The 20,439-nt window shown below is 33.0% G+C and carries 23 protein-coding genes; 3 read left to right on the forward strand and 20 right to left on the reverse strand.

What is annotated here, in order from left to right; translation table 11 throughout:
• The 10 genes from VGE71_RS13435 to VGE71_RS13480 all read right to left on the reverse strand — a co-directional run.
• A partial coding sequence (locus tag VGE71_RS13435) for a hypothetical protein (RefSeq protein ID WP_331138796.1) occupies positions 1-252 on the reverse strand: 252 nt, incomplete at its 3' end.
• Entirely contained in the window at positions 242-436 is a 195-nt protein-coding gene (locus tag VGE71_RS13440) for a hypothetical protein (RefSeq protein ID WP_331138797.1), read from the reverse strand. The genes VGE71_RS13435 and VGE71_RS13440, both read right to left, overlap by 11 nt.
• 18 nt (positions 437-454) lie before the next feature.
• On the reverse strand, positions 455-1,309 hold the full coding sequence (locus VGE71_RS13445; protein WP_331138798.1) for a hypothetical protein: 855 nt from the start codon (positions 1,307-1,309) through the stop codon (positions 455-457).
• Positions 1,310-1,425: 116 nt separating this feature from the next.
• The gene (locus VGE71_RS13450) at positions 1,426-2,277 is read right to left on the reverse strand and encodes an alpha/beta hydrolase (protein WP_331138799.1); all 852 of its coding nucleotides are present in this window, start codon (positions 2,275-2,277) and stop codon (positions 1,426-1,428) included.
• A 128-nt stretch (positions 2,278-2,405) separates the two neighbouring features.
• Positions 2,406-4,247 (reverse strand): TlpA disulfide reductase family protein, encoded by a 1,842-nt coding sequence (locus tag VGE71_RS13455; RefSeq protein ID WP_331138800.1) that lies wholly within the window; start codon positions 4,245-4,247, stop codon positions 2,406-2,408.
• Positions 4,248-4,394: 147 nt separating this feature from the next.
• Positions 4,395-5,267: an SAM-dependent methyltransferase gene (locus VGE71_RS13460; protein ID WP_331138801.1), complete on the reverse strand. Its 873-nt coding sequence runs from the start codon at positions 5,265-5,267 to the stop codon at positions 4,395-4,397.
• 8 nt (positions 5,268-5,275) lie between these two features.
• The gene (locus VGE71_RS13465) at positions 5,276-5,740 is read right to left on the reverse strand and encodes a DUF962 domain-containing protein (protein ID WP_331138802.1); all 465 of its coding nucleotides are present in this window, start codon (positions 5,738-5,740) and stop codon (positions 5,276-5,278) included.
• A gap of 45 nt (positions 5,741-5,785) precedes the next feature.
• Entirely contained in the window at positions 5,786-6,301 is a 516-nt protein-coding gene (locus tag VGE71_RS13470) for a DUF2199 domain-containing protein (RefSeq protein ID WP_331138803.1), read from the reverse strand.
• Positions 6,302-6,326: 25 nt separating this feature from the next.
• Positions 6,327-7,553 (reverse strand): TMEM143 family protein, encoded by a 1,227-nt coding sequence (locus VGE71_RS13475; protein ID WP_331138804.1) that lies wholly within the window; start codon positions 7,551-7,553, stop codon positions 6,327-6,329.
• 257 nt (positions 7,554-7,810) lie between these two features.
• Positions 7,811-8,494 (reverse strand): hypothetical protein, encoded by a 684-nt coding sequence (locus VGE71_RS13480; RefSeq protein ID WP_331138805.1) that lies wholly within the window; start codon positions 8,492-8,494, stop codon positions 7,811-7,813.
• A gap of 516 nt (positions 8,495-9,010) precedes the next feature.
• Between VGE71_RS13480 and VGE71_RS13485 the strand changes: the two genes are divergently transcribed.
• Complete coding sequence (locus tag VGE71_RS13485; protein WP_331138806.1) at positions 9,011-9,697, forward strand: S24 family peptidase; 687 nt, start codon at positions 9,011-9,013, stop codon at positions 9,695-9,697.
• 323 nt (positions 9,698-10,020) lie between these two features.
• Here the strand turns inward: VGE71_RS13485 and VGE71_RS13490 are convergent, their stop codons facing one another.
• From VGE71_RS13490 to VGE71_RS13515, 6 genes are all read right to left on the reverse strand, one after another.
• Positions 10,021-10,485 carry a hypothetical protein gene (locus VGE71_RS13490; protein ID WP_331138807.1) on the reverse strand — a complete coding sequence of 155 codons (465 nt, stop codon included), beginning with the start codon at positions 10,483-10,485 and terminating at the stop codon, positions 10,021-10,023.
• A 178-nt stretch (positions 10,486-10,663) separates the two neighbouring features.
• On the reverse strand, positions 10,664-11,395 hold the full coding sequence (locus VGE71_RS13495) for a hypothetical protein (RefSeq protein ID WP_331138808.1): 732 nt from the start codon (positions 11,393-11,395) through the stop codon (positions 10,664-10,666).
• A gap of 109 nt (positions 11,396-11,504) precedes the next feature.
• A complete protein-coding gene (locus VGE71_RS13500) occupies positions 11,505-12,830 on the reverse strand; it encodes a hypothetical protein (RefSeq protein WP_331138809.1) in 1,326 nt (441 codons plus the stop codon).
• Positions 12,831-12,832: 2 nt separating this feature from the next.
• Entirely contained in the window at positions 12,833-13,213 is a 381-nt protein-coding gene (locus VGE71_RS13505; protein ID WP_331138810.1) for a hypothetical protein, read from the reverse strand.
• Positions 13,214-13,479: 266 nt separating this feature from the next.
• Complete coding sequence (locus tag VGE71_RS13510; protein ID WP_331138811.1) at positions 13,480-14,193, reverse strand: LytTR family DNA-binding domain-containing protein; 714 nt, start codon at positions 14,191-14,193, stop codon at positions 13,480-13,482.
• A complete protein-coding gene (locus VGE71_RS13515) occupies positions 14,166-15,164 on the reverse strand; it encodes a sensor histidine kinase (RefSeq protein WP_331138812.1) in 999 nt (332 codons plus the stop codon). The genes VGE71_RS13510 and VGE71_RS13515 overlap by 28 nt, the downstream gene beginning before the upstream one ends.
• Before the next feature lie 181 nt (positions 15,165-15,345).
• Between VGE71_RS13515 and VGE71_RS13520 the strand changes: the two genes are divergently transcribed.
• The gene (locus VGE71_RS13520; RefSeq protein ID WP_331138813.1) at positions 15,346-16,335 is read left to right on the forward strand and encodes a DUF6268 family outer membrane beta-barrel protein; all 990 of its coding nucleotides are present in this window, start codon (positions 15,346-15,348) and stop codon (positions 16,333-16,335) included.
• 35 nt (positions 16,336-16,370) lie between these two features.
• Entirely contained in the window at positions 16,371-16,583 is a 213-nt protein-coding gene (locus VGE71_RS13525) for a hypothetical protein (protein WP_144215281.1), read from the forward strand.
• Positions 16,584-16,846: 263 nt separating this feature from the next.
• Here VGE71_RS13525 and VGE71_RS13530 read toward each other — a convergent pair whose 3' ends face one another.
• The 4 genes from VGE71_RS13530 to VGE71_RS13545 form a co-directional block, all read right to left on the reverse strand.
• Entirely contained in the window at positions 16,847-17,812 is a 966-nt protein-coding gene (locus tag VGE71_RS13530; protein WP_331138814.1) for a hypothetical protein, read from the reverse strand.
• A 101-nt stretch (positions 17,813-17,913) separates the two neighbouring features.
• Positions 17,914-18,936 (reverse strand): hypothetical protein, encoded by a 1,023-nt coding sequence (locus VGE71_RS13535; protein WP_331138815.1) that lies wholly within the window; start codon positions 18,934-18,936, stop codon positions 17,914-17,916.
• A 30-nt stretch (positions 18,937-18,966) separates the two neighbouring features.
• Positions 18,967-19,995, reverse strand: a complete 1,029-nt coding sequence (locus VGE71_RS13540; RefSeq protein WP_331138816.1) for a hypothetical protein — start codon at positions 19,993-19,995, stop codon at positions 18,967-18,969.
• Between the two features lie 164 nt (positions 19,996-20,159).
• Complete coding sequence (locus VGE71_RS13545; RefSeq protein ID WP_331138817.1) at positions 20,160-20,366, reverse strand: hypothetical protein; 207 nt, start codon at positions 20,364-20,366, stop codon at positions 20,160-20,162.
• Positions 20,367-20,439 lie beyond the last annotated feature (73 nt).

Here is a 20,439-nt window from a genome sequence, read left to right on the forward strand (position 1 = left end):
ATCCTCCTTATCAAATAATGCAAAAAATACCTGTTGTTTATTATTGATGCTACCTTCTACAGAAACAGATTTTCTTTTTGAATTGGAACTATTCGAACATTTTTCAATTCGCATGATTTTTTCTTTATAATCACCTGTAAAATAAGAATATTGTTTAAATCCGGAACCAATCAGGACAATAGGAAGAGCGAAGATGTTTGCAATAAGAAGCAGTAAATATATTTTGTAAATAATAGTCTTTTTATTTTCCACTTCGTTTTATAAAGTTTTTAATCAAAATATAGATCGAAAACACAAAAACAACAATGTAAAGGACTGCTAGTTCAGGTTGTTCAAATTTAAAAGTTTCAAAATCAAATTGTTTATATAAGGCAACGGCCAAAATAATGGCAACAATACTAAATGTAAATACGGGGGTGTTATTTTTATTTTCCATGGTTTAAAAATTAAAAAATTACAATTTTTCCTGTGCATCAGTAATTAATCGAGAAACATTTTCATCCTTGAAATTTTCTCTAAACAAATGAATCAAAGGAACAGTTGGACTTTTTGGATATTTTTTTTCGAAACGATCAAATTCCTGAATGTTTTCTGGATAAATATAAAGCTCATTTGCTCTTTCTACAGTAGGCGTATTGTCCTGACCAAATAAATAATCTAATTGATAAAATTTGTATTGTTCTTTTACAGACGGAATTAGTTTTGAATTTGGGTATTTCGTCATAAAATTTTCCCACAAAATTATTCTGTCGCCTAAATCTTTAAAACTTATAACAAGAGCTGCATCCGAAGAGTAAGGCATTTTATTTTCTTCGCTTATCAGATACAAATAATCTTTGTAATCGTTCGTTACATAATCTTTGAAAATAGTATAGTAGAAGTCATTTTTAGTGGTAATTTCTACAATTCCTTCTCCAATTTCATCATAATTCAATTGATGCTTCAGAAGTTCTGTTCCGAAGAGTTTCACTGCTTCTTTGTCTTTTTCGTCTTCATTATAAAATTTTTCCAATAAAGCATTTTGCTTTTCCATTATTGCATGTAACAAACTGCTGTTTTCGCTAGAATATTTTTCATATAAAGCATTGGCTTCTTCGCCAGACAGCGTTTTTAATTTTTGAATAATCTCTAATCTCTTTTTAGAAAATGATGCTAATAAAGCTTCTGAATCTGTTTCTGAATTTTGTGGTAAATTTTCAGTTGTAATACTGTCATTCTTTATATTTTTTTTATCTGATGAAGCTGGTTCTGTTTTTTTACAAGAAGAAAGTAAAACTCCAAAAATGATTATGGCTAAGATTTTTTTCATGAGTAAAATGGGTTTGTCCCGCTAATATATAAAATCTATTTTAGTCATAAAAAAGGACAAAAAATAAAAAACTAATTGCCCTTTTAGCGTATTGTGTTTGAAAATAGGAGAAAATTCTATTTTGTATTTTCCAGAAAATTTTCAATATAGTTTACGACTAGTGGAATATTTTGATGCTGAGGAGCATGTCCAGTTTGTGGCAGTATAATTAATTGTGATGTTGGAAGTTGTTTGGTCAACGGATACCAATTTTCTACAGCAAAACTAGTGTCGTGATCTCCAGAAATTATCAATATAGGAGTCTTTGTCGTTTTTAGTTTTTCCCGATAATTATCTTTGTCTTCGGCAGCATTTTCGCCTCCTCCAAAATACAGCTGAAAAATTTCCATAGTAGATGGAATTTTAGAAACATCAATTCTTTTGGCAATTCGGTCATGAGATGCTTTTGCGGCTTTTCTGCTTTCTTCAGATTCAGGTTCGAAGAAAAGAATAACCTCATCATTAAAATCATTTATTGGTTTCAGGGCATGATCCAGAAAAGATTGTTCCAATGGTACCACGCGTTTTCCTATTGGGCCGGTTCCCAGCAATACCGTATGCGTAACAAGCTCAGGATATTGATGTGTCGCAGCTTGTGTGACTAATCCGCCATAAGACCATCCCATGAAAATGGCTTTTTTGATTTTAAGAAAATCAGCTAGATCTTTTACATCTTTGGCAACTTCTTTTACATCAGTTGGAAGTTTTCCGGTCGAATAGCCAATTCCAGCATAATCGAAAGTGATAACCTGATGTTTCTCTGCGAGCAAATCCAAAAATAAGGGATCCCAGGTGTCAAGCGTTCCTCTAAAACGATTAATTAAAATAATCGGATTTCCTTCGCCAATTGATCTGTATGCAATTTTTCGGTCTGGAAAATCTGCATATTGCGTTTCAGAATTGGTAGCGTCTATTGTTGATGTGCCCATTTTTTTAAAGTTTTGGTTTTGAAACTGTTAAACATGTAAGTTGTTGATTTTTAGATTAGTAAATATACAAATAAAAAAATGCGCAGTTCAAAAAACTGCGCATTTAAGATTTGAAATTTTACAAAAAATTATTTTAGTTGTTCGTCAATTAGTTCTCCTAAGTTTGTATTAGAATTATCAGAGAATAAAATATTTCCGTCTTTGCCGATTAAGATACGAGTCGGAATTGACTGAATTTTATAACCATTTCCAACTTCGGTTTTTGAATCAAATAAGACATTAAAATTGTATTTTTTTTCAGTCATATAAGCGGTTACATTTTTTAAGACCTCATCTTCTTTCTTGTTTTCGAATGTATTTACAAACAAGAAAGTAACCTCTTTGTCTTTGTATTTATTAACTAATTCCTGCATTTTCGGAAAAGAAGCTTTACACGGGCCACACCAAGTAGCCCAAAAATCAAGTATTACTACTTTACCTTTATAATCAGAAAGTTTGACGTCTTTTCCTTCTAGATTTTTTAGTGTAAAATCAAAAGCAGTTGCAGAACCAAATTTATTTATAACATCTTGAGACCTTGCCGTTTTTGCTTTTTGATCTGCTTTTTCTTTTATCTTTTCATATTCTCTAAGAGGACGATTTTCAGCCACATAGATTTCTTTCAGTTTAGACAAAAATCCTGCTGGCGGAACACCATCACTATTAATTTCGTCTTCAACATATTTTGTAACTTCATCTCTGCTTTTTACTTTTTCGAGCATAACCAAATAGCGTTCTTTACCACCAGCATCAAGTCCTCCAGCTTTTCTTACGCTGTCCTGATATTTAAAAGCCTCTTCATAATCTCCCTTTTTATACAGTAAAAGCGCGTAGGTGTCGGCAAACATATTAAATTGGTTCTGGTATTGGGAATAAAATTCTTCGTTTCTTTTTTGCTCCAAAATATCCAAAGATCTTTTAGAAACTTTGATTGCAAAATCAAGATCTTGTGCTGGAGTCTCGATACCTCCACCAGATAATTTCCAAGCTAGATTATTGTAAATGTACTCTGGATCATACATGTTAGGTTCTACAGCTATAGCTTTTTCTAAGTTTTTTTCACCTAAATAAATATCTACCAAGTTGTAATAAAGTCTAGACAAAGCTCCTTTAGAAGTATCTTTAAATTTGGTTTTGCATGTATCAATAGACTTTAAAATATAGTCTTCTGTTTTGTTTGGATGACTAGCAAAGCGGGTAAGAAATTTATTTGTTGCTAACGTTCCAGTTGGATATTTGGCTAGAATCTCTTTTTCTAATTTGTCTTTCTCTTCAGGCATTTTATTCATATCGTACAGATTGAGTGCCATCATTAAATATTCTTCCGTATTTTTTTCAAGACATTTTGCAGCAAATGCTAAATTTTCTTCATTGTTTTTTCCCTGAGTCACATTGAATTTCTGATACAGATACCCCATATAAGCTTTGTCGTTTTTTAAAGCGGGATATTTTTCAAATAACTTTTCGTAGGCCACAATTTGGTCTTCAGGTTTTGATGCTGTTTTGAGTTTAAAAACATAATTGCCATAGCCTTTAATAACGATCTCATTGGCAAGTGTTTTGCTACGTTCGACTTCATTTTGGGTTTTGAGATAGACAATATAGCCTTGGTCATTATTAGTATCAATCATTTTTTGACCATTGATAATAACAACCAGCAGAGTTCGTGCAGAGTCAGCAACTTTTGTTGTAAACTCGTAGTTTTTTCCTTTTTTTACTAATTTTTTAACAGTAGAATTGTCTTCAGACGGAAGGGTAGTTATAAAATTGGCTTTATAATTTTCTTCAATAATCAGTCCTTTTGGAGGTTCGTAAACATACGTGTTTTCGGCGCCCACTTTAAATTTAGAGTTTTTGAGATAGATTTTTCCGTTTTGAGAAAATAAACTATTAACAACGGTAAAGAATAACAAAATGTAGATTTTTTTCATCTTTTTGTGGATTTTTATTTGCTTGTTTCTTAATTGTTTAAGGAATTGTAAAATTAAATATTATACAATCACTTGTTTTTTTATTAAGAAAATATTAGCAAAAAAGAAGAAAAAAAGATACAAGATATTGTATTCCAAATCCCAAGACTACTTTTTTATTCCGACCGCAGTTCTGTAAAATTCATAACCTCTTTCAGAGCGGTTAGCTAGAAATCTTTCACGGTATTCATCGGCTCCTAAATCTTCCAAAAGTGCAATGTCAAATTGTTCTAAAAAAGTTGGAAGCTCGTCTGGAAGAAATCCAAAAGTCCAGTGTTCTTCTATGTTTTCTAGATCTTTCAACAGCTTTTTCCCTCCTAAAAAAGAATCAGGATTTTGAAGAATATCTTGATGTACGTAGGTAAAAATAATATGACTTTTAGCTGCAAATTTAGAAATAAAAGAAAAGGTATTTTTTATCGCTTCTTCTGTCAAATAATTCGTTACACCTTCCCAGATTATTGCGGTAGGTGTTGCAAAGTCAAGATTATGCTTTTGTGCGAGTTGAAACAAGTCTTCTTTATTAAAATCGATTTGAAGAAAAGTTACATTTTCGGGAATTTGACCGATACGTTTTTTATAGATTTCGGCTTTAAAATTTGAAGTATTCGGATGATCAATTTCTATGACAGGAATCGATTTTAAAAAATCAAGACGAACCGCTCTGGTGTCAAATCCGGCTCCTAAAATTATAACTTGTTTTACTCCGTTTGAGACAGCGTTTTCAAGTAAATTATCAATATATTTTGTTCTCGCAATTCCAGAAGACAGAGCGCCCGGAATCTTTTTGTTAATGGTATTATTGAGATATTTTGCAAAAACGGCATATTTAGACAAACGAACTGCAAGTCTTAATTTTGAGTCTATAAAATGAATAGCATAAGGATCTAAAAATAATCTTTCGTTTAGGTTTCGATTAGTTTCCAAAGCTCTAAAGAACGCCATATATTGTGCCGTTCTGCTTGTTTTTTCAGCTTTCATATCTAATCTTATTTTTTAGAAAACAAATTTTCAACAACCCACGCCGGACCAATTAACAAAAACTGAAGGTCTTTTAAGAAAGACGGTTTTTTTCCTTCAATATTATGACCATAAAATTGTCCGATCCAGGCAATAACAAAAACGCCGATAGAGAATATCCACAGTGGAACAAACTGTCCGATATAATAATTAACGACCAAACAAATTCCAGAAAACAAAGCAATTTTTATAGCCATTGCAACCGATAAGCGGATATAGAAAACAAGAACAAAAAGTAAAACTACAAACGCCCAGTTTTCGATAATGGGTAGATTTAGTTTTAAGGTATTTGAAATAATTCCGCTCGGAATACTCATTAATAATCCTACAATTGAAAAGAAAATCGCAGGAACACAAATGTAGTGTATGGCTTTATTGGTCGGATTCTGGTGACTTACGGCATATTCTGTAAACCATTGTTCTAATGTTCTCATTTTTGTGGTTTTAAGGTTAGATGCGTAAATCTAATGAAATTTCTTTTAGCTTTTACCGTGCTGAATTTTCATGATTTCATCAACGATTGAAACCGCTTTTTGAAAAGATATTCCGTTTTCCTGATCTAGTGTCAGCGGATGATTTTCTTCGATCATTTTAATTTCTGGAATCAGTCCTAATTCTTGTTCAATGGCAATTGTTTTAAGAGATAAGGTTTTGCCATAAGTAGGAACATCGGTCTGCATCCAGCCAAAATAAGGTTCCTGATTTACTCTGTTTGGATCTTCCCATAAATCCATTCGCAGGCAGAAATTGTCTTCGCTTATTGTGGTCCAGACATTAAAAACCAAATCTTCATGATAATCAATTATCGGAATAGTTAATCTTCCTCTATGAAAAAAATGTTCTTCATCTACATAACACCAGCTGCCGCCGTATTCAATTCGTTTTTCTCTTTCTTCGGGCGGAATTGCAAAATAATACGCAGGAAATTCGTTGCCGAAACATAAAGGCATTTCATCGAAAGTTTCACCACAGCAGGAACATTTGTAAGTATACATTTTGTGAGTATTAGTGGTGAGATTATTATTTCTGATTGTAATCAAAAACATTATCCCACAATTCATCAATTTTGATGAGTGCTTCATTTAGCGGAATCACAGTCCATTTTCCGTCTGTTTCTATTCCTAAACCAATACTTTTTAGTTTTAATAAAGCATCATTTACATCAAAATCCAGTTCGGTTTTTAAATCAGAAGCAAACCATGATTCTATTTGCGAATCTAATTCTGAGGCTGTTAAGGCATTTTTGCTTCGGCTTAAAAATGCGTAGGCTAAGATTGTTTCTTTTAATGCTTCTTCTTCAGACGAATTTAAAAGAGAATAAAAAGCACCACTATTGTTTCCGACATTTTTAAAATATAAACTGTCTGATAATGTTTTAGAATATCTGATTTTTTTATTGATGAAATTGTTGTACTGACGAAAACAATAAGCAGCCAAAATTCCTAAAGCAATTAATCCTTGATTTAAAGAGGTTTTACTGTTTAATAAATCGATGGTTTCGCCCGTTTGATAAGCTTCGTACATATTAAGTAGCGCTGGAATTACTTTGGCACTTAAAAGTGAAAGTCCACCAAAAACACCAGGAACCCAAAGCAACATTTTGTCTTTTAAAGACATTTTGGGAACCGCATTTGGAAAAATAGTTTCAAGATCATTTTTAGGAACACGCTTGAATATCTTTAAAGCGATAGAGCCTGGATCTATAGGCATTTTTCCTAATTTGACTTTCTTTGCGGCCAAATAATCAGCATCGCTGTAATTGAGATAAATTAAGACACGATCGTAATATTCGATTTCAACTTCTTTTTTCCAGAAAAAATATTTTTTGACTTTCTCTTTGGCTTTATGATGCCCACGAGCATACAATTCGTAGTCTTTAAAAGCATTAAAATCAATGGCAAGATTCAAGCCTATTAAATCTGATTCTTCAAAAGCAGCTTTTAGAGTTTCGGCATCAATTCTGTAATAATTGCCACGTTGCAAAACGGTGAGTAGCGTTTTTTTAAAAACACTAAAATCACTTTTACCAATAAAACCTTCACGTTCTCTTTCGCTTAAGTCTGGATCATAAAGCGCATAGTTTTGCTTTAAGTTTCGATTGAGGTTAAAAGATTCGTAATGATAATAATGCTCAATAATATCGAACAGCTTTTTATAATCATCGGCTTTTTTGGGATCTTCTGCTAAAGCGATTTGTTGCTCTAATAAAAACTCTTTGTTGAACGGAATATAATGTTCTCGTGTCATTTCGATTTCGGACTTTAATATATGTGGCGTTTACAGAACACAAAAATACTGCCTGAAATTTGATTTTTGAAATTTTTTATTTTGTTGAATTATTGCAAAAGAATTATGTGTTGGTTTAGGGATTTTTTAAAATTTAAAAAAAACGTATAAATACGCTATTCTTCCTGTATATTAATGATTAGAATTGTTGTGTTTTTTAGCCCTATTACGGTTTACCGTAAGGAAAATGCTAGAGAAGGATAGATTTTTGAGGCAGTTTATAGCGTTGAAGCCTGAAACAGAATATAAATACCACTTATGAGACCTAATATTTTCGAGATTGCAACCAAAGAATTATCACAAGACGATAATACAGATGGTAGTAATGTGAAGGGTTTACTATTACCAAAAGTTGCTTTAACAAGTACAGTTTTAGCTGCACCTTTATCAGGACATATTGCTGGTATGCATGTATACAATACAGCAACAGCAGGTACAGGCTCAACAGCAAGTACAGCACCAGCTGTAGTACCATTATTGATAATCATTTTACTTGTTGTTCCGCCTGTAGGAACTGTTGTTGTTCCTACTAATACCTGTCCACCACTCGTAACACGCATACGTTCTGTATTGTTAGTACGTGTCACAAAATCAACAGCATCGGTTGTACCAACAAAATTTACAGGGTTTATATTATCATTTCCTTCAGGATACCAAGCAGTAGAAGGAGTACGTACCCACTGTGTTCCATCATTGCAATATTCTCCCGGTGTTACAGCATTAATTCCTGTTCCGGCCGTGGCGGTGTTGTATACTTTCATACCTGCTGTATGAGTGCTCATTGGCAGAGCGCTGTCTGTTGCCGTAAGGGCAACTTTGGGCAATAATAAGCCTTTGGTGTTGGTACCATTTGTATTGTTTAAATCTAATGCCGCATTTTTGTTCGGGGTATTAGTCGTCATACCTACTTGTGAGTATGTATGGTAACCAAACACCATAATAATAGTGTCAGTTTCACATAAGTTTTCATAAAATTTTAAAATAAAATGTTTGTTAGTAAAATATTTTATTCCCCATTTAGGGAAATATCATTTTGCAACTTGTTTTTGTCTTGGGAGATACTCAAATTTTAGACTTGTTTCTGAGAAGTGGTATTTAGAAACAATAGAGTAAGAAGAGGCTTATAAATTGTTAACCTGGTTTTGGATCGCTTTTATGGCTTCGTTGTTTAGCTTATTGTACTCGGCTTTTAGTTTATCGCATATAATGCCAGAGCGATCTCCACGAATAGCCTTTCGAATATAGTCGTAAGAATATCCATACCTGTCTTTTAGAATCTTTAGGACATCTTGATTATAACTTGATTTTGTTTTCATATTTTTGTCCATTGCTTACTTTGTCTTAAAGACGGGACAAAATTAATAAGATATTTTCTAAAAGAAAAATAAAAAAGTAAGATTTTTTCTAAAAAATGCTGTATGGCAGAAAACACAATACATAGAATAAAAAAATATATCGATTCAAAGGGAATAAAAGTAAGTGTTTTGGAGCGGGAGGTTGGAATGTCTAATGGCTCTTTTGCGAGCCAACTAAAGCATAATAAAACTATCGGAGTTGATAAATTAGAAAATATCTTAAGTAAATATACAGATGTAAACCCAGAATGGCTTCTTACAGGAAACGGAAACATGCTTAAGGTAGAATCGACACATGATGATATTGATAGTTTAAGATTAAAAACGAGAAATCCTAAAATACCAGTTTACAATGTTCGTACAATTGACGGAATTGTTGATTTATTGGGGGAAGGAAAAAAACAAATTCCAATAAATTATATCAGCATACCAGAAATTTCAGAATCTGATGGGGCTTTATACATTACAGGCAATAATATGTATCCGTTATTGAATAGTGGTGATATTGTTGTTTTTAAAAAAATCAAGATGCCTCGAAATAATATTGTCTGGGGCGAAATGTACCTTGTTTATGTAAACAATGATGGGAATGACTTTTTTATTACCAGCTTTTTAAACAAATCCGATCGCGATTCTTATGTGCAGTTTGTGTCGCAAAACCCTCATCATCAAATGGTAGAATTTCCTTTGAGCAGTATCAAGGCGCTTGCTTTGATCAAGGCTTCTGTAAGGGTAAATGTGCAGTTTTAAGCTTAGTTTTTTGGTATTGTTATTTTGAGGAACGAATAATGATATAAGTAACTCCTTAATTTTTCCTCAAAACGCAAAAAAAATGGGATGTCCAATTGTTACCAGCAATTTGAAATCCCATTTTATGTTCCAAAAAAAAAGTGACAAAATTTAAAAAAGCTCTCTCGATGAAAACTAAATTTTAAACTAAAAATTATTCATAGCAATATTACTACTATAAAACAGTATAACTATGCGTATTTATACGGGTTTTTTATGAGATGTTAAGATTCTAAGTTGCTGAGGTAATACTGAAACGGTGAGCTTCTAAGTTTAGGAATGAATTAATTAAATTCTGATTTTTTGAGCGCAATTACCCCCTGAATATATTTGATTAATTCTTCTCGGGTTACAGAAAAGGCGGCGTTTTCTTCTTCGGTGTGAAGATATAAATTGGCGATACTTTCAGCGTCCATGTTTTGATTAAGGTAGTGATCTTCTGCATAATGTATCAGATGATCTACAAAAAGTTCGCGCTGTTTGCCTTTTTCGATAGTTTCTTTGTCACCCTCTTTTATTTTTTCGATTACAGATTCGGGTAAATCTATAGTGAGGTACATACAATCTACAGCGACTTTTGAAAGCATTTCTTTAGAAACCCTTCCTTCTGCATTACAATAGGCACAAGGTGCGGGAACCCATTTTAAGTGTCTTTTTAAGCGAGTAATATCTTCCCAGTCCACAAAACCTTTTCCAAGACACCTTGGGCACTCGATATCGGATCGTTTGAAAAAATTAAAAATACTCATGGACTACAAAAAAATCTTAATGGTTCTGTACTATGCTAATTTAAAAAATTAAGTAAGAAAAGTAGTTTGGATCTTTACTTTTTTTGAAGAAAAGAATTAACAAATGTTGTTGGTTTGTTTTTAAATAAAAAAGCCCAACAAAAAGTTGAGCTTTCAAATCTAATCGATATATAATTTTTTATTCCTCAAATATTTTTTCAGTGTTTTGATTGTTTTCTTCTCCGTAAAGTTTTCTTCCCCAATTACCTTTATCTCCAAGTGCACGTCCCTTTATTAACCAGGCTGTACCGAAAGAAAAAAGAGAAAGAGCTTCAAAAACCAAAGTAGCGTTGTTAAATAAGTTTAAGGGGATTAAAATTATAAATAACAATATGGAATAACCACAAAATCTGTATATGCTATATTCATAAGCGGGTATATCATTTTCATTTTTTATTGTAAAAACATTTAATGCTATCAAAGCTAATATCAAAAATAAAACTGCTGCAAAGGTGTAGTGAAGCCAGTTAAGTGGATAATGTATTAATGTATATATTATTATTTCGCAAGGTTTTTCGCCATTGGTTGATAGGTCTGGTTTTGGAGCGGTTGTTGGTACTAATGCAACACCTATTGCCATAATGCCGGCTATATTGGTAAGTAGTTTGTCATTTTTCCAAATAGACGCATTTCTGTGACCCTCATATCTAATTAAAAACAGACCTACAGCACATAAAGTTCCTGTGAAAATTTCTCTAAGATTTGTATAATAATAATCACTTATAGATGGCTGAGGTTTGGTGTTAAAAAATTTAAAATAAGAGAAAGTCAATAGTATTATTGGTAAACTTATAGCAAGGTATCCGATAGCACGTCTGATACTTCTATAAGTCATAACATCAAAATTTTTGCCTTGGTATGTTAGTTTCATGGTTTTGTGTTTTTTGGATTAATTTTTAATGATGTGAAAAAGATGATTACAGAATAATACGTTTTGTTTTTTAAACAAGATTTTGATAGAAAATGTTAGCAATAATTTTTTATCTTTCATTACCAAATCCTACTACAAACCCTAAAGCTGCTATTAAATTACCGTCTTTAGTTGTTGTTCCGTCATAATTTCTTCCAAATGAAAATGTTAGTTTTTGATTTTTTAGAATTGCATAATCAGCATTTAGCATAAGTCTCCAAGAAGAATCAATAGTATTTGGAGATAAGACACTTCTGTAGATTACTTCTACACTACAATTAAATTTTGATTGTGATTTTCCAATTATATATCGAACTCCCGTATCAAGAGTTGAAACATTATCAATATTGTTAACTTGATTTTCTAATGCAAAAATTTTATCAGGATTGTATAAGTAACGAACTAATCCTAAAAGTGATCCTGATTTTTCCCAAGTATAACCTAATGTTGTCCATATTCCCGAATTGTAAACTTTTGAATTATTGAAATTTTTATTTCGAAACTCACTACTAATGCCTCCAGCAATGTCCCAAGTAAAATTGACTCTTGATATTTGAAATTCTTTGGCTATTTTCGTTATTTCGTCGTCTATCATTTCACTTTGTTTTGCTCTTTCTTCTTCATCTATTAATTTTTGATTATCTGTTACATTTACATTTTTAAGCTTTTCAAGCATTTTTTTTGATTCTAGCTGTTTCTCTATTTTTTCTTCTATAATGGAGCTTAATGAGTCTGCTTTTTTTTCCAAAGTTTCTAGATAAAATTTATTTTTTGGAGATTGATCATTATAGTTGTAGCCTTTATATAGGTTTTCTCTCTGTTGACTATCGTTTTTGATTTCATAGTCCAATTTATCATATACTTCATCGTGCTTTATTTTCATGTAAGCTAACTTAGTTTTCTGTAGCTTTGTAATGGTAGTTAGTTTATCGTTGGTTGTTTTGTCATATTTTCCTCTGTATATAGAAAATCGAAAACCCAAAGCGGCATAAGTGCTTGTCGGATTGAAATTATTTGATATTGTGTCTGTATTTTTAACTGCAAAAGATAAAACCAAAGTCTCTTTTAAGACTTTTTTGCCACGTGAAATTCCTAATCCTTTTGTTGTAATATCTTCTAAACTCTCTTTTTTAAAAAGCCAGAATGGAGCGATATCAATAGCATAATTTGATGGTAACTGTGAGAATGAATTAGTTGCAGTTTGAAGTGAGGCCATAAAAGCCGAAACATCCGTAGGTTTGTCAATGTCGCTTTGAGAAAAACCTAAAAGGTTTGAAGCGGGTGAAATAGGAGCTTTTAATAAATCAAACTCTTGATCAATATTGTTTTTGTCTTGCGCTAAAACCGTACAGTTTATTAGACAAAGAGCAGCGAAAATATAGAATTTCTTTTTCATGATTATAGTTTTAAAGAATCAATAAATTCAATATTGCAATAATAATCTGCAGAGTCTCCTTCGTTATCTAATTTTTTGTATAAGGGGTAACTTTTAATTTTTACACCTCCTGATATTTTTAGATTCAATGATGTTACATTCGTTTTTTTGGAAGTATCAGCAATGGTAGCTTGTATTCTAAGATTTTTTTTATGCAATGATTTATTTTCTCCAATAGCAGTTTTTGATAAATTACCTGAGTGATTGGAAACAACTTCTTTTTTTTCTAAAGAAATGTTTAATGCAGAAGTTTGGCCCTCGTCTCCAACATTGATTTCTATTGTAACCATTTTGTTGGAATCTGTAATTAAATACAGAGTGTCTAGTGTAGTTTTTGTTTTCATAATTGGTTGTTTTTAGATTTATTTTTGGTAAACCAACATTACCAAAATTCTAAAAAATAATACCAAGTATTTATACGGTTTTTTATTGTTAAATAATTATTAACTGTTTGTTTTTAAATGAGTTGTGGTTTTGTTTTTAGAGGAGGTAAAAAGTCAATAAATTCAACCAAATACAATGTTTTTAAAACAATAAAAAACAAAAAAGCCCAACCAAAAGGTCGAGCTTTTCAAAAATTATCTAATAGACAAATTATCTAATTACAAAATCATCTTATCGGCAAATTATCTAACAAAATCTGATATTTCCTGCCTACAGGAATTACATCACCATTTGACATGGTAAGATTTTTAAAAGTAACTGTAGTAATCTTTTGGGTGTTGACAATAAAAGAACGGTGTACCTGAATAAAGTGCGAACAGTCAATTTCGGCGCTGATGCTGGCCAGTGAGCCGTAAATAATGATTGGTGATTTTAGTTTGCAGTTGTAGAGTTTCATGTAATTGCCGAGACTTTCGATATACAGAATATCAGAAAGAAGCGTTTCGATGGTTTGACCGTTGGAACGGTACGAAAGTACTTTTTCGTTTGTATTGCTTTCTTTTTTAATGGTATTTCCAGAATGATACGTTTTGGCTTTTTCGATGGCTTTGGTGAATTTATCTAGCGAAATTGGTTTCATTAAATAATCAATCGCATCGTTTTGATAGGCCGAAAGCGCAAAATCAGAGTAAGCGGTGGTTACAATCGTGATGGGACGATTGGGTTGAAGTTCCATTAATTCTACACCCGAAATTACGGGCATATTAATGTCTAGAAAAATAATATCGTATTGGTTTTCGTTAAGCAGTTTTATGGCTTCCATACCATTAAAAGCGCTGCCGGAATGTTCCAGTTCGTCAAATTTGGAGATATGCGAAATCAGTGCTTTGTGCGCTGGGGATTCGTCATCGATTATAAGACAGCGGTAGGTAAGTGCCATATACTTAATTTTACAACAAACATATTTTTCTCTTTCTGACAGCTTAAATCGTGTTTTAGGCCGTAAACTTCCAGACGTCTTTTTAGGTTTTCAATTCCGATTCCGGTGCTCGAAAGACGTGATCCCGAATCGAGATAATTGTTTTTTAAAGTAAAAGTCAAATTTCGGTATTTTACTTTTAAATCCAGATTAATAAAAGGTTCTACAGTTTCTGCAGAAAACTTTACGGCATTTTCGACCAATGGTAAAAAGAACAAAGGTGGAATCTCGATTTGATCATTAACGCCTTCAATGTTTTGGCTTACCGTCAATCGCTCATTTCTGAACGTATAATATTCAATATATTTTTTAACAAAATCAATTTCTTCTTCAACCAAAACATAATCTTTTTTAGAAGCTTCAATCTGATAGCGTAACATATCTGAAAGATTCAGGATTCGGTCCGGAACTTTGTCTGGTTCTGCCAGTGCTTCGCCGTACAAATTGTTCATGGCGTTCAGTAAAAAATGCGGATTTAATTGCTGTTTTAAAAACGAAAGCTCTGATTTGAAATTCATAATGTCTTTGTCGGCCTGCATCATTTTTTTGGTAATTACCACGTGCATAAAGTAGAAAAACATTCCGTTTATGATAAGCGATAAAATTTGGAGCGTTTTAAAATTCCCCAATCCGACAAGCGGAAAAAACCAATTCATAAAAAAGTAAAAACAAGTCCAGTACACTACAAGAAGTACAAAAAAAGTTTTGGCTTTTCGTTTAAACAAAAAAGGTCTGATAATACAAATGTTGAAAATAGTAATCCAGACAATGCATGGAAAATAACCTACGGCAATTCGGCTTAAAATATAAGACCAAGTGTGTCCATCCAGTTTTATTTCGTCGTAAACACAAGCTAGAATAACTAAGTAAACCAGTGTGTTTACGAGCAGATTTCGTAGAAAAAAGTTCTGATAAATTTTGGAGATTGTCATAACGGCAAAAATAATATAATCGTATAGTTTTTAGCCCTTTGTAAACAATAAATTATACCAACGCCGTTCGTATAAATTATACGCCGTTGGTATAAAAACACTATTATAATAAGAGGCTCTCCTTTACTTTTGAACCGAATTTCGAATATCATCCAAACAAATTTATTATATCCCAAGATTTATGAGGTCCAAAATTATTTCAGTTTTAGTAGTTTTTATATCAATAAAAGGCATGGCGCAGGAAAAAGAACCAGGCATGAAAACGTTGGGGAAAGCCATTGTGGATAAATTTCCAACAACCAGAACTTTTGATGTGCAATACGAGCAGCTTGGTCCTTCAAACTATGATTCTGAATTGTTTGGAAATAAATTTGAAAGAGGAAGAGTAGAAAGTCACAGCCGGTTTAAAGCTGCTTTTAATCTGCCATTTTATGCTACAAAATCAAAGCGATTTGTTTTAACGTCTTCGTTACGTTATAAATATGAAAATTACCAATTTGGCGATATTTACAATTACGGAACCAATGAAACGTATAGAAGAGAAAATGCCGATATTCACTACTGGGCAGGAGCATTAACAGCAACATACATGTCATCTCTTTTCGGTAAACCTGCTATTTACAGCGCAACGGCAACCGTAGATGGAGACGAAGAAAATCTACAACGTGTAAAAGGCTTTGTATCGGGGGTTTTGGTGCTTAAAAGAACGCCTTCAACTACTATTACAGCTGGAGTTTTGGTCTTGCTGGATCCGTCTTCGATTGTGCCAATGACACCTCTTTTGTCTATTAACCACAAATTTAAAAACTCAAAATGGGATATGGATTTTATTTTGCCGCAACGCATTTTGTTTAGAAGAGAATTGCTAGAGAATGGAAGGATTTCTTTAGGAACAGAACTAAATACAGAGAATTTTTATCTGCATTTAAACAGCCCTAATATGAAAGGAGTTTACGAACTCAACCAATTAGAACTGAAATCGGGGATTACTTATGAGTATAGTTTTACTCCAAAACTTATTGCGTTTGCAAAAGCAGGTATCAACAATGTAGTAAGTGCCCGAATTACAGAACGTGGCGAACGAACGAATCGTTACGTATATGACCAAAAAGAAGATGCGCAAGGTTATGTTAGATTTGGAATCTCTTATAATCTTTTTGACAGAAAGTAAAAAAATAGAGTTTTAAGATTTAAAAATGTGTAGTTATGATTGTTGAAATTTTTAAAACAAACGTAGAAAAGGAAACCGAAACCAATTACATTATTGCAGTTATCAAAAGACAGTTTCCATCCTATAAGGTTAATTTTGATTTAGAAGACTGCGATAAAATTCTGAGAGTAGAAGCCTTAGAACCACAATGGAATGCTATCATTGATTATGTCAATTGCTTAGGATTTTCTTGTGTGAGATTGGAATAGTCTTTTTGATTAAGATCAGCCAGATTACAATTTGAAACTGAAGCAAAAACAGGTAGAAATACGTAGCTGTATTCTTTTGTTTATAAATAATTTTGTGCAATATTTTGTTTTAAGTGTAAAACTATTCAGATGTTAAATTTTATTCTTTCTCTTTTCATTTTTCTTTTAGAGCAGTTGTTTTAATTGAGTTTTTGGCGGAAGGTTATAAATAATCGAAAAAGGATTTTCTCATTTCGAGAAAATCCTTTTTTGATTATTCATGATTAATTAAGTTTCATAAAACTTAATGATGTCCAAAAAGGTTGATAAAAACCTTGAGACCAATAAATAGGATCAGGAGTTGTGGTTGTAGCAGTAAATTTAGACTGCAAAGTATAGCCTCCAGCGGGAATTTGCAAATAAAAAGTGGATCCCCCCATATATTCTCTGTAATAATTAGTCCAAAGAGTTGTTCCTGTATTAGTAACTAATTCTACTTTTCCAACTTCATTGGCGGCTATATCATGTTTGTAAGTAACGATGTAACGGCCTGCTGGAACAAAAACTCCATTATCGCCAGACATTATTAAGCCAATCTCATCCCCGGGGCTAATAGAAGTTGTGCCACTCTCTATGTTGCCAGTGGTAGAAAATGTCATTGTTCCTTCCAAATTCCATTGTCCAGACATGTCTCCCATATTGTTAAGGTCTTTCCATGTAGCTAATCCATTTAAATCTGAAGTCAAAACTTTACCTGTAGCTTGAGTTCCATCTATAATTTGAATTCCGCCAGGGGTAGTTCCACTGTTTATAATTACTTTTGCGTTAGTACCTCCTGTTGGTACTGTTGTAGTGCCTATTAGTAATTTACCTGCCGAACTTACCCTCATACGTTCCGTATTGTTTGTACGTATAGTCAGATCTATAGCATCTGTAGTTCCTATAAAATTAGTACTAGAATCTGTAACATTGTTCCCCGTAAGAAACCATGCAGAAGAAGGAACAGCAATCCATTTGCTTCCATCGTTATAATATTCTCCTGGACTAACTGCTGTTGCCCCAGAGCCGTTTGTTGCAATATTGTATACATGCATTCCAGCTGTATGTGCAGTTAAGGGATCTGCAGTACTGGTATTGGTCAAACGAACTTTTGGTAATACTAGCCCTTGTTTTACTGTACCTTTTGGATTTAAATCGAGTACAGCATCCTTATTTGGGGAGTTATTAGTCATGCCAACTTGTCCATGCATTTGAACATTTGTAATTATTAACAATAAAAAAAATAAGTTGATCCTACATTTTATTATCTCTTCAATCTTCAATTTTTCTCTATTTTTCATGTCTGTCAACTTTATATCTTTAAAAAAGTAATTAACTGAGTTAAACTAGCTGTATAGGTTCCAGTCTTAAAATATGAATTTAAAGGGTCTATACTACAAAAGGTTGTCTGAAGTGTATATCCGCCTGATGGCACTTTTAAGTAAAAGGCCATTCCTCCTAAATAAGTATCATAAAAACAAGTATATACTACAACTCCTGTTGTAGTAACTATTTGATATAAACCAAATTCGTTAACATTATAATCATGTGTAACATACACCATGTAATTACCTTCGGGTACCTTAACACCATTAGGTAGTGCGGTTAAACCAATTTGATCTCCAGATACAATCGTAGAAGTTCCGCTTTCAGTTACTATTGTTGGACGTGGAGGTACAGTATTATTTCCTGTTAACTTCCATTGACCTATTAAACTTCCAAAACCCACAGGTTTTTTCCATGTTGCCAATCCGTTTGCATCGGAAGTCAATACAGTACCTGTAGCTTGGGTGCCATCTTTAATCTGTAGTGCACCATTTTTAGTTCCATTGTTTAAAATTAATTCTGCATTGGTTCCTCCTGTTGGAACTGTAGTTGTGCCTACTAATATGTTTCCATTAGTTCCTGTAATTCTAATTTTTTCTACATTTTTAGTTTTTATCATTAAATCATTTCCATCAGAAGTGCCAAGATAGTTAACTGCAGCATTGGTATTGGCATTTCCTGATAGTGCCCAGGCAGAAACTGGTACGCGCACCCAAAGCGTTCCGTTGTTATAATATTCGCCTGGGCTTACTGCTGTAGCGCCTGTACCTACTGAGGCAGTATTATATATGTGCATGCCTGCAACGTGACTTGTCAAAGGAGTTGCGAGAATTGTACTTGTTAAAGCAACATTGGGTAATAATAATCCCTTTGCACTAGTTCCGTCATTTCTATTTAAATCTAACACAGCATCAGAGGAAGGATTATTTCCTATAACACCAACTTGTCCCAAAAGATGGTTATTGACTAATAGCAATAATATTATTGCCATTGTTATATTTGTTTTCATATCTGTTTCTTTATTTTATCATTATTTCTTCTAACTGACTTTGAGGAAAGTAACAGATAAAGTATAACTTGATGAGTATGGTGGTGTTGCATAATGGTTTTTCATTGGTAATCTACCTGCTCCATTAGCTGTAAATCCAGATTGTAAAGTAATGCCGTCAGCAGGTACGCTGAGATAAAAACCAGCTCCTCCGAGCCAGCCGGCGTAAAAGGCAGCAAAAACATCCACGCCGCCGATTAACAGTGAATATTTACCGTATTCATTACCTCCCACATCGTGTGTAATATATACCATGTATGTTCCTTCTGGTACTTTAACTCCATTTGTTACTGCTGTTAAACCAACGCTATCTCCAGCTTCAATTGTAGAAGTTCCTGTTTCAATAGTCATAACATCTGCATTAAAATAATTACTTGAGCTACTCATAAGCCATTTTCCAACAGCATTTGTCTTTGGTGTTATAGTTTGCCAGCTTCCTACACCATTGGCATCAGATACCAAAAATTTATCTGCGCCCTCTGTTCCATCTTTTATTTGTAATGCACCAGCTGAAGTACCATTATCAATAATCATTTTGCTATTTGTACCTCCTGCAGGAACTGTTGTTGTTCCCACTAATACTTGTCCGCCACTAGTAACGCGCATGCGTTCTACATTGTTGGTACGTGTTACAAAATCGACTGCATCTATAGTGCCAACAAAATTGATAGTGGTTGTGCTGTTGTTTCCTTCAGGGTACCAAGCGTTAGAAGGTGTGCGTACCCACTGTGTCCCATCATTGCAATATTCTCCTGGTGTTACGGCATTAATACCTGTTCCGGCTGTTGCAGTATTGTATACTTTCATGCCTGTTATATGGTCGCTCATTGGCAATGCGCTATTTATTGCTGTAAGTGCAACCTTGGGTAATAGCAAACCTTTGGTGTTGGTGCCATTAGCGTTATTTAAATCTAATACCGCATTTTTGTTCGGAGTATTAGTTGTCATACCTACTTGTGCGTAAGTATGCATGGTAACCAAACACCATAACGATAGTGTTAGTTTCACATAAGTTTTCATAAAATTTTAAAAATAAATTGTTGTTAGTAAAATATTTTATTCCCTATAAAGGGAAATATCATTTTGCAATTTGTTTTTGTTTTGGGGATACTCAAATTTCTGCTCTGTTTCTGGGGTGGTATTTAGAAACGGTACGTATAGAAAGAGGTAATTGTGAAGAGTGCTTATAATTTATATAGCTGGCTTTCGATGGCTTTTATAGCTTCGTTGTTGAGTTTGATGTATTCGGCTTTTATCATATTGCAGATAATACCTGTACGATCTCCTCTAATGGATTTTCTGATATAGTCCTGAGTATAACCATATCTCGCTTGTATAATCTTTAGTACATCCTGATTATAACTTGGTTTTGTTTTTTCATTTTTGTCCATTGTTTTTGTTTTTTAATCTTCTAAGAAGGTGTTTCACTCTAAATAGAAGATGATTTGCTTACATTTTCATATT

This window comes from Flavobacterium sp. (assembly GCF_036405015.1).
Taxonomy (GTDB): Bacteria; Bacteroidota; Bacteroidia; order Flavobacteriales; family Flavobacteriaceae; genus Flavobacterium.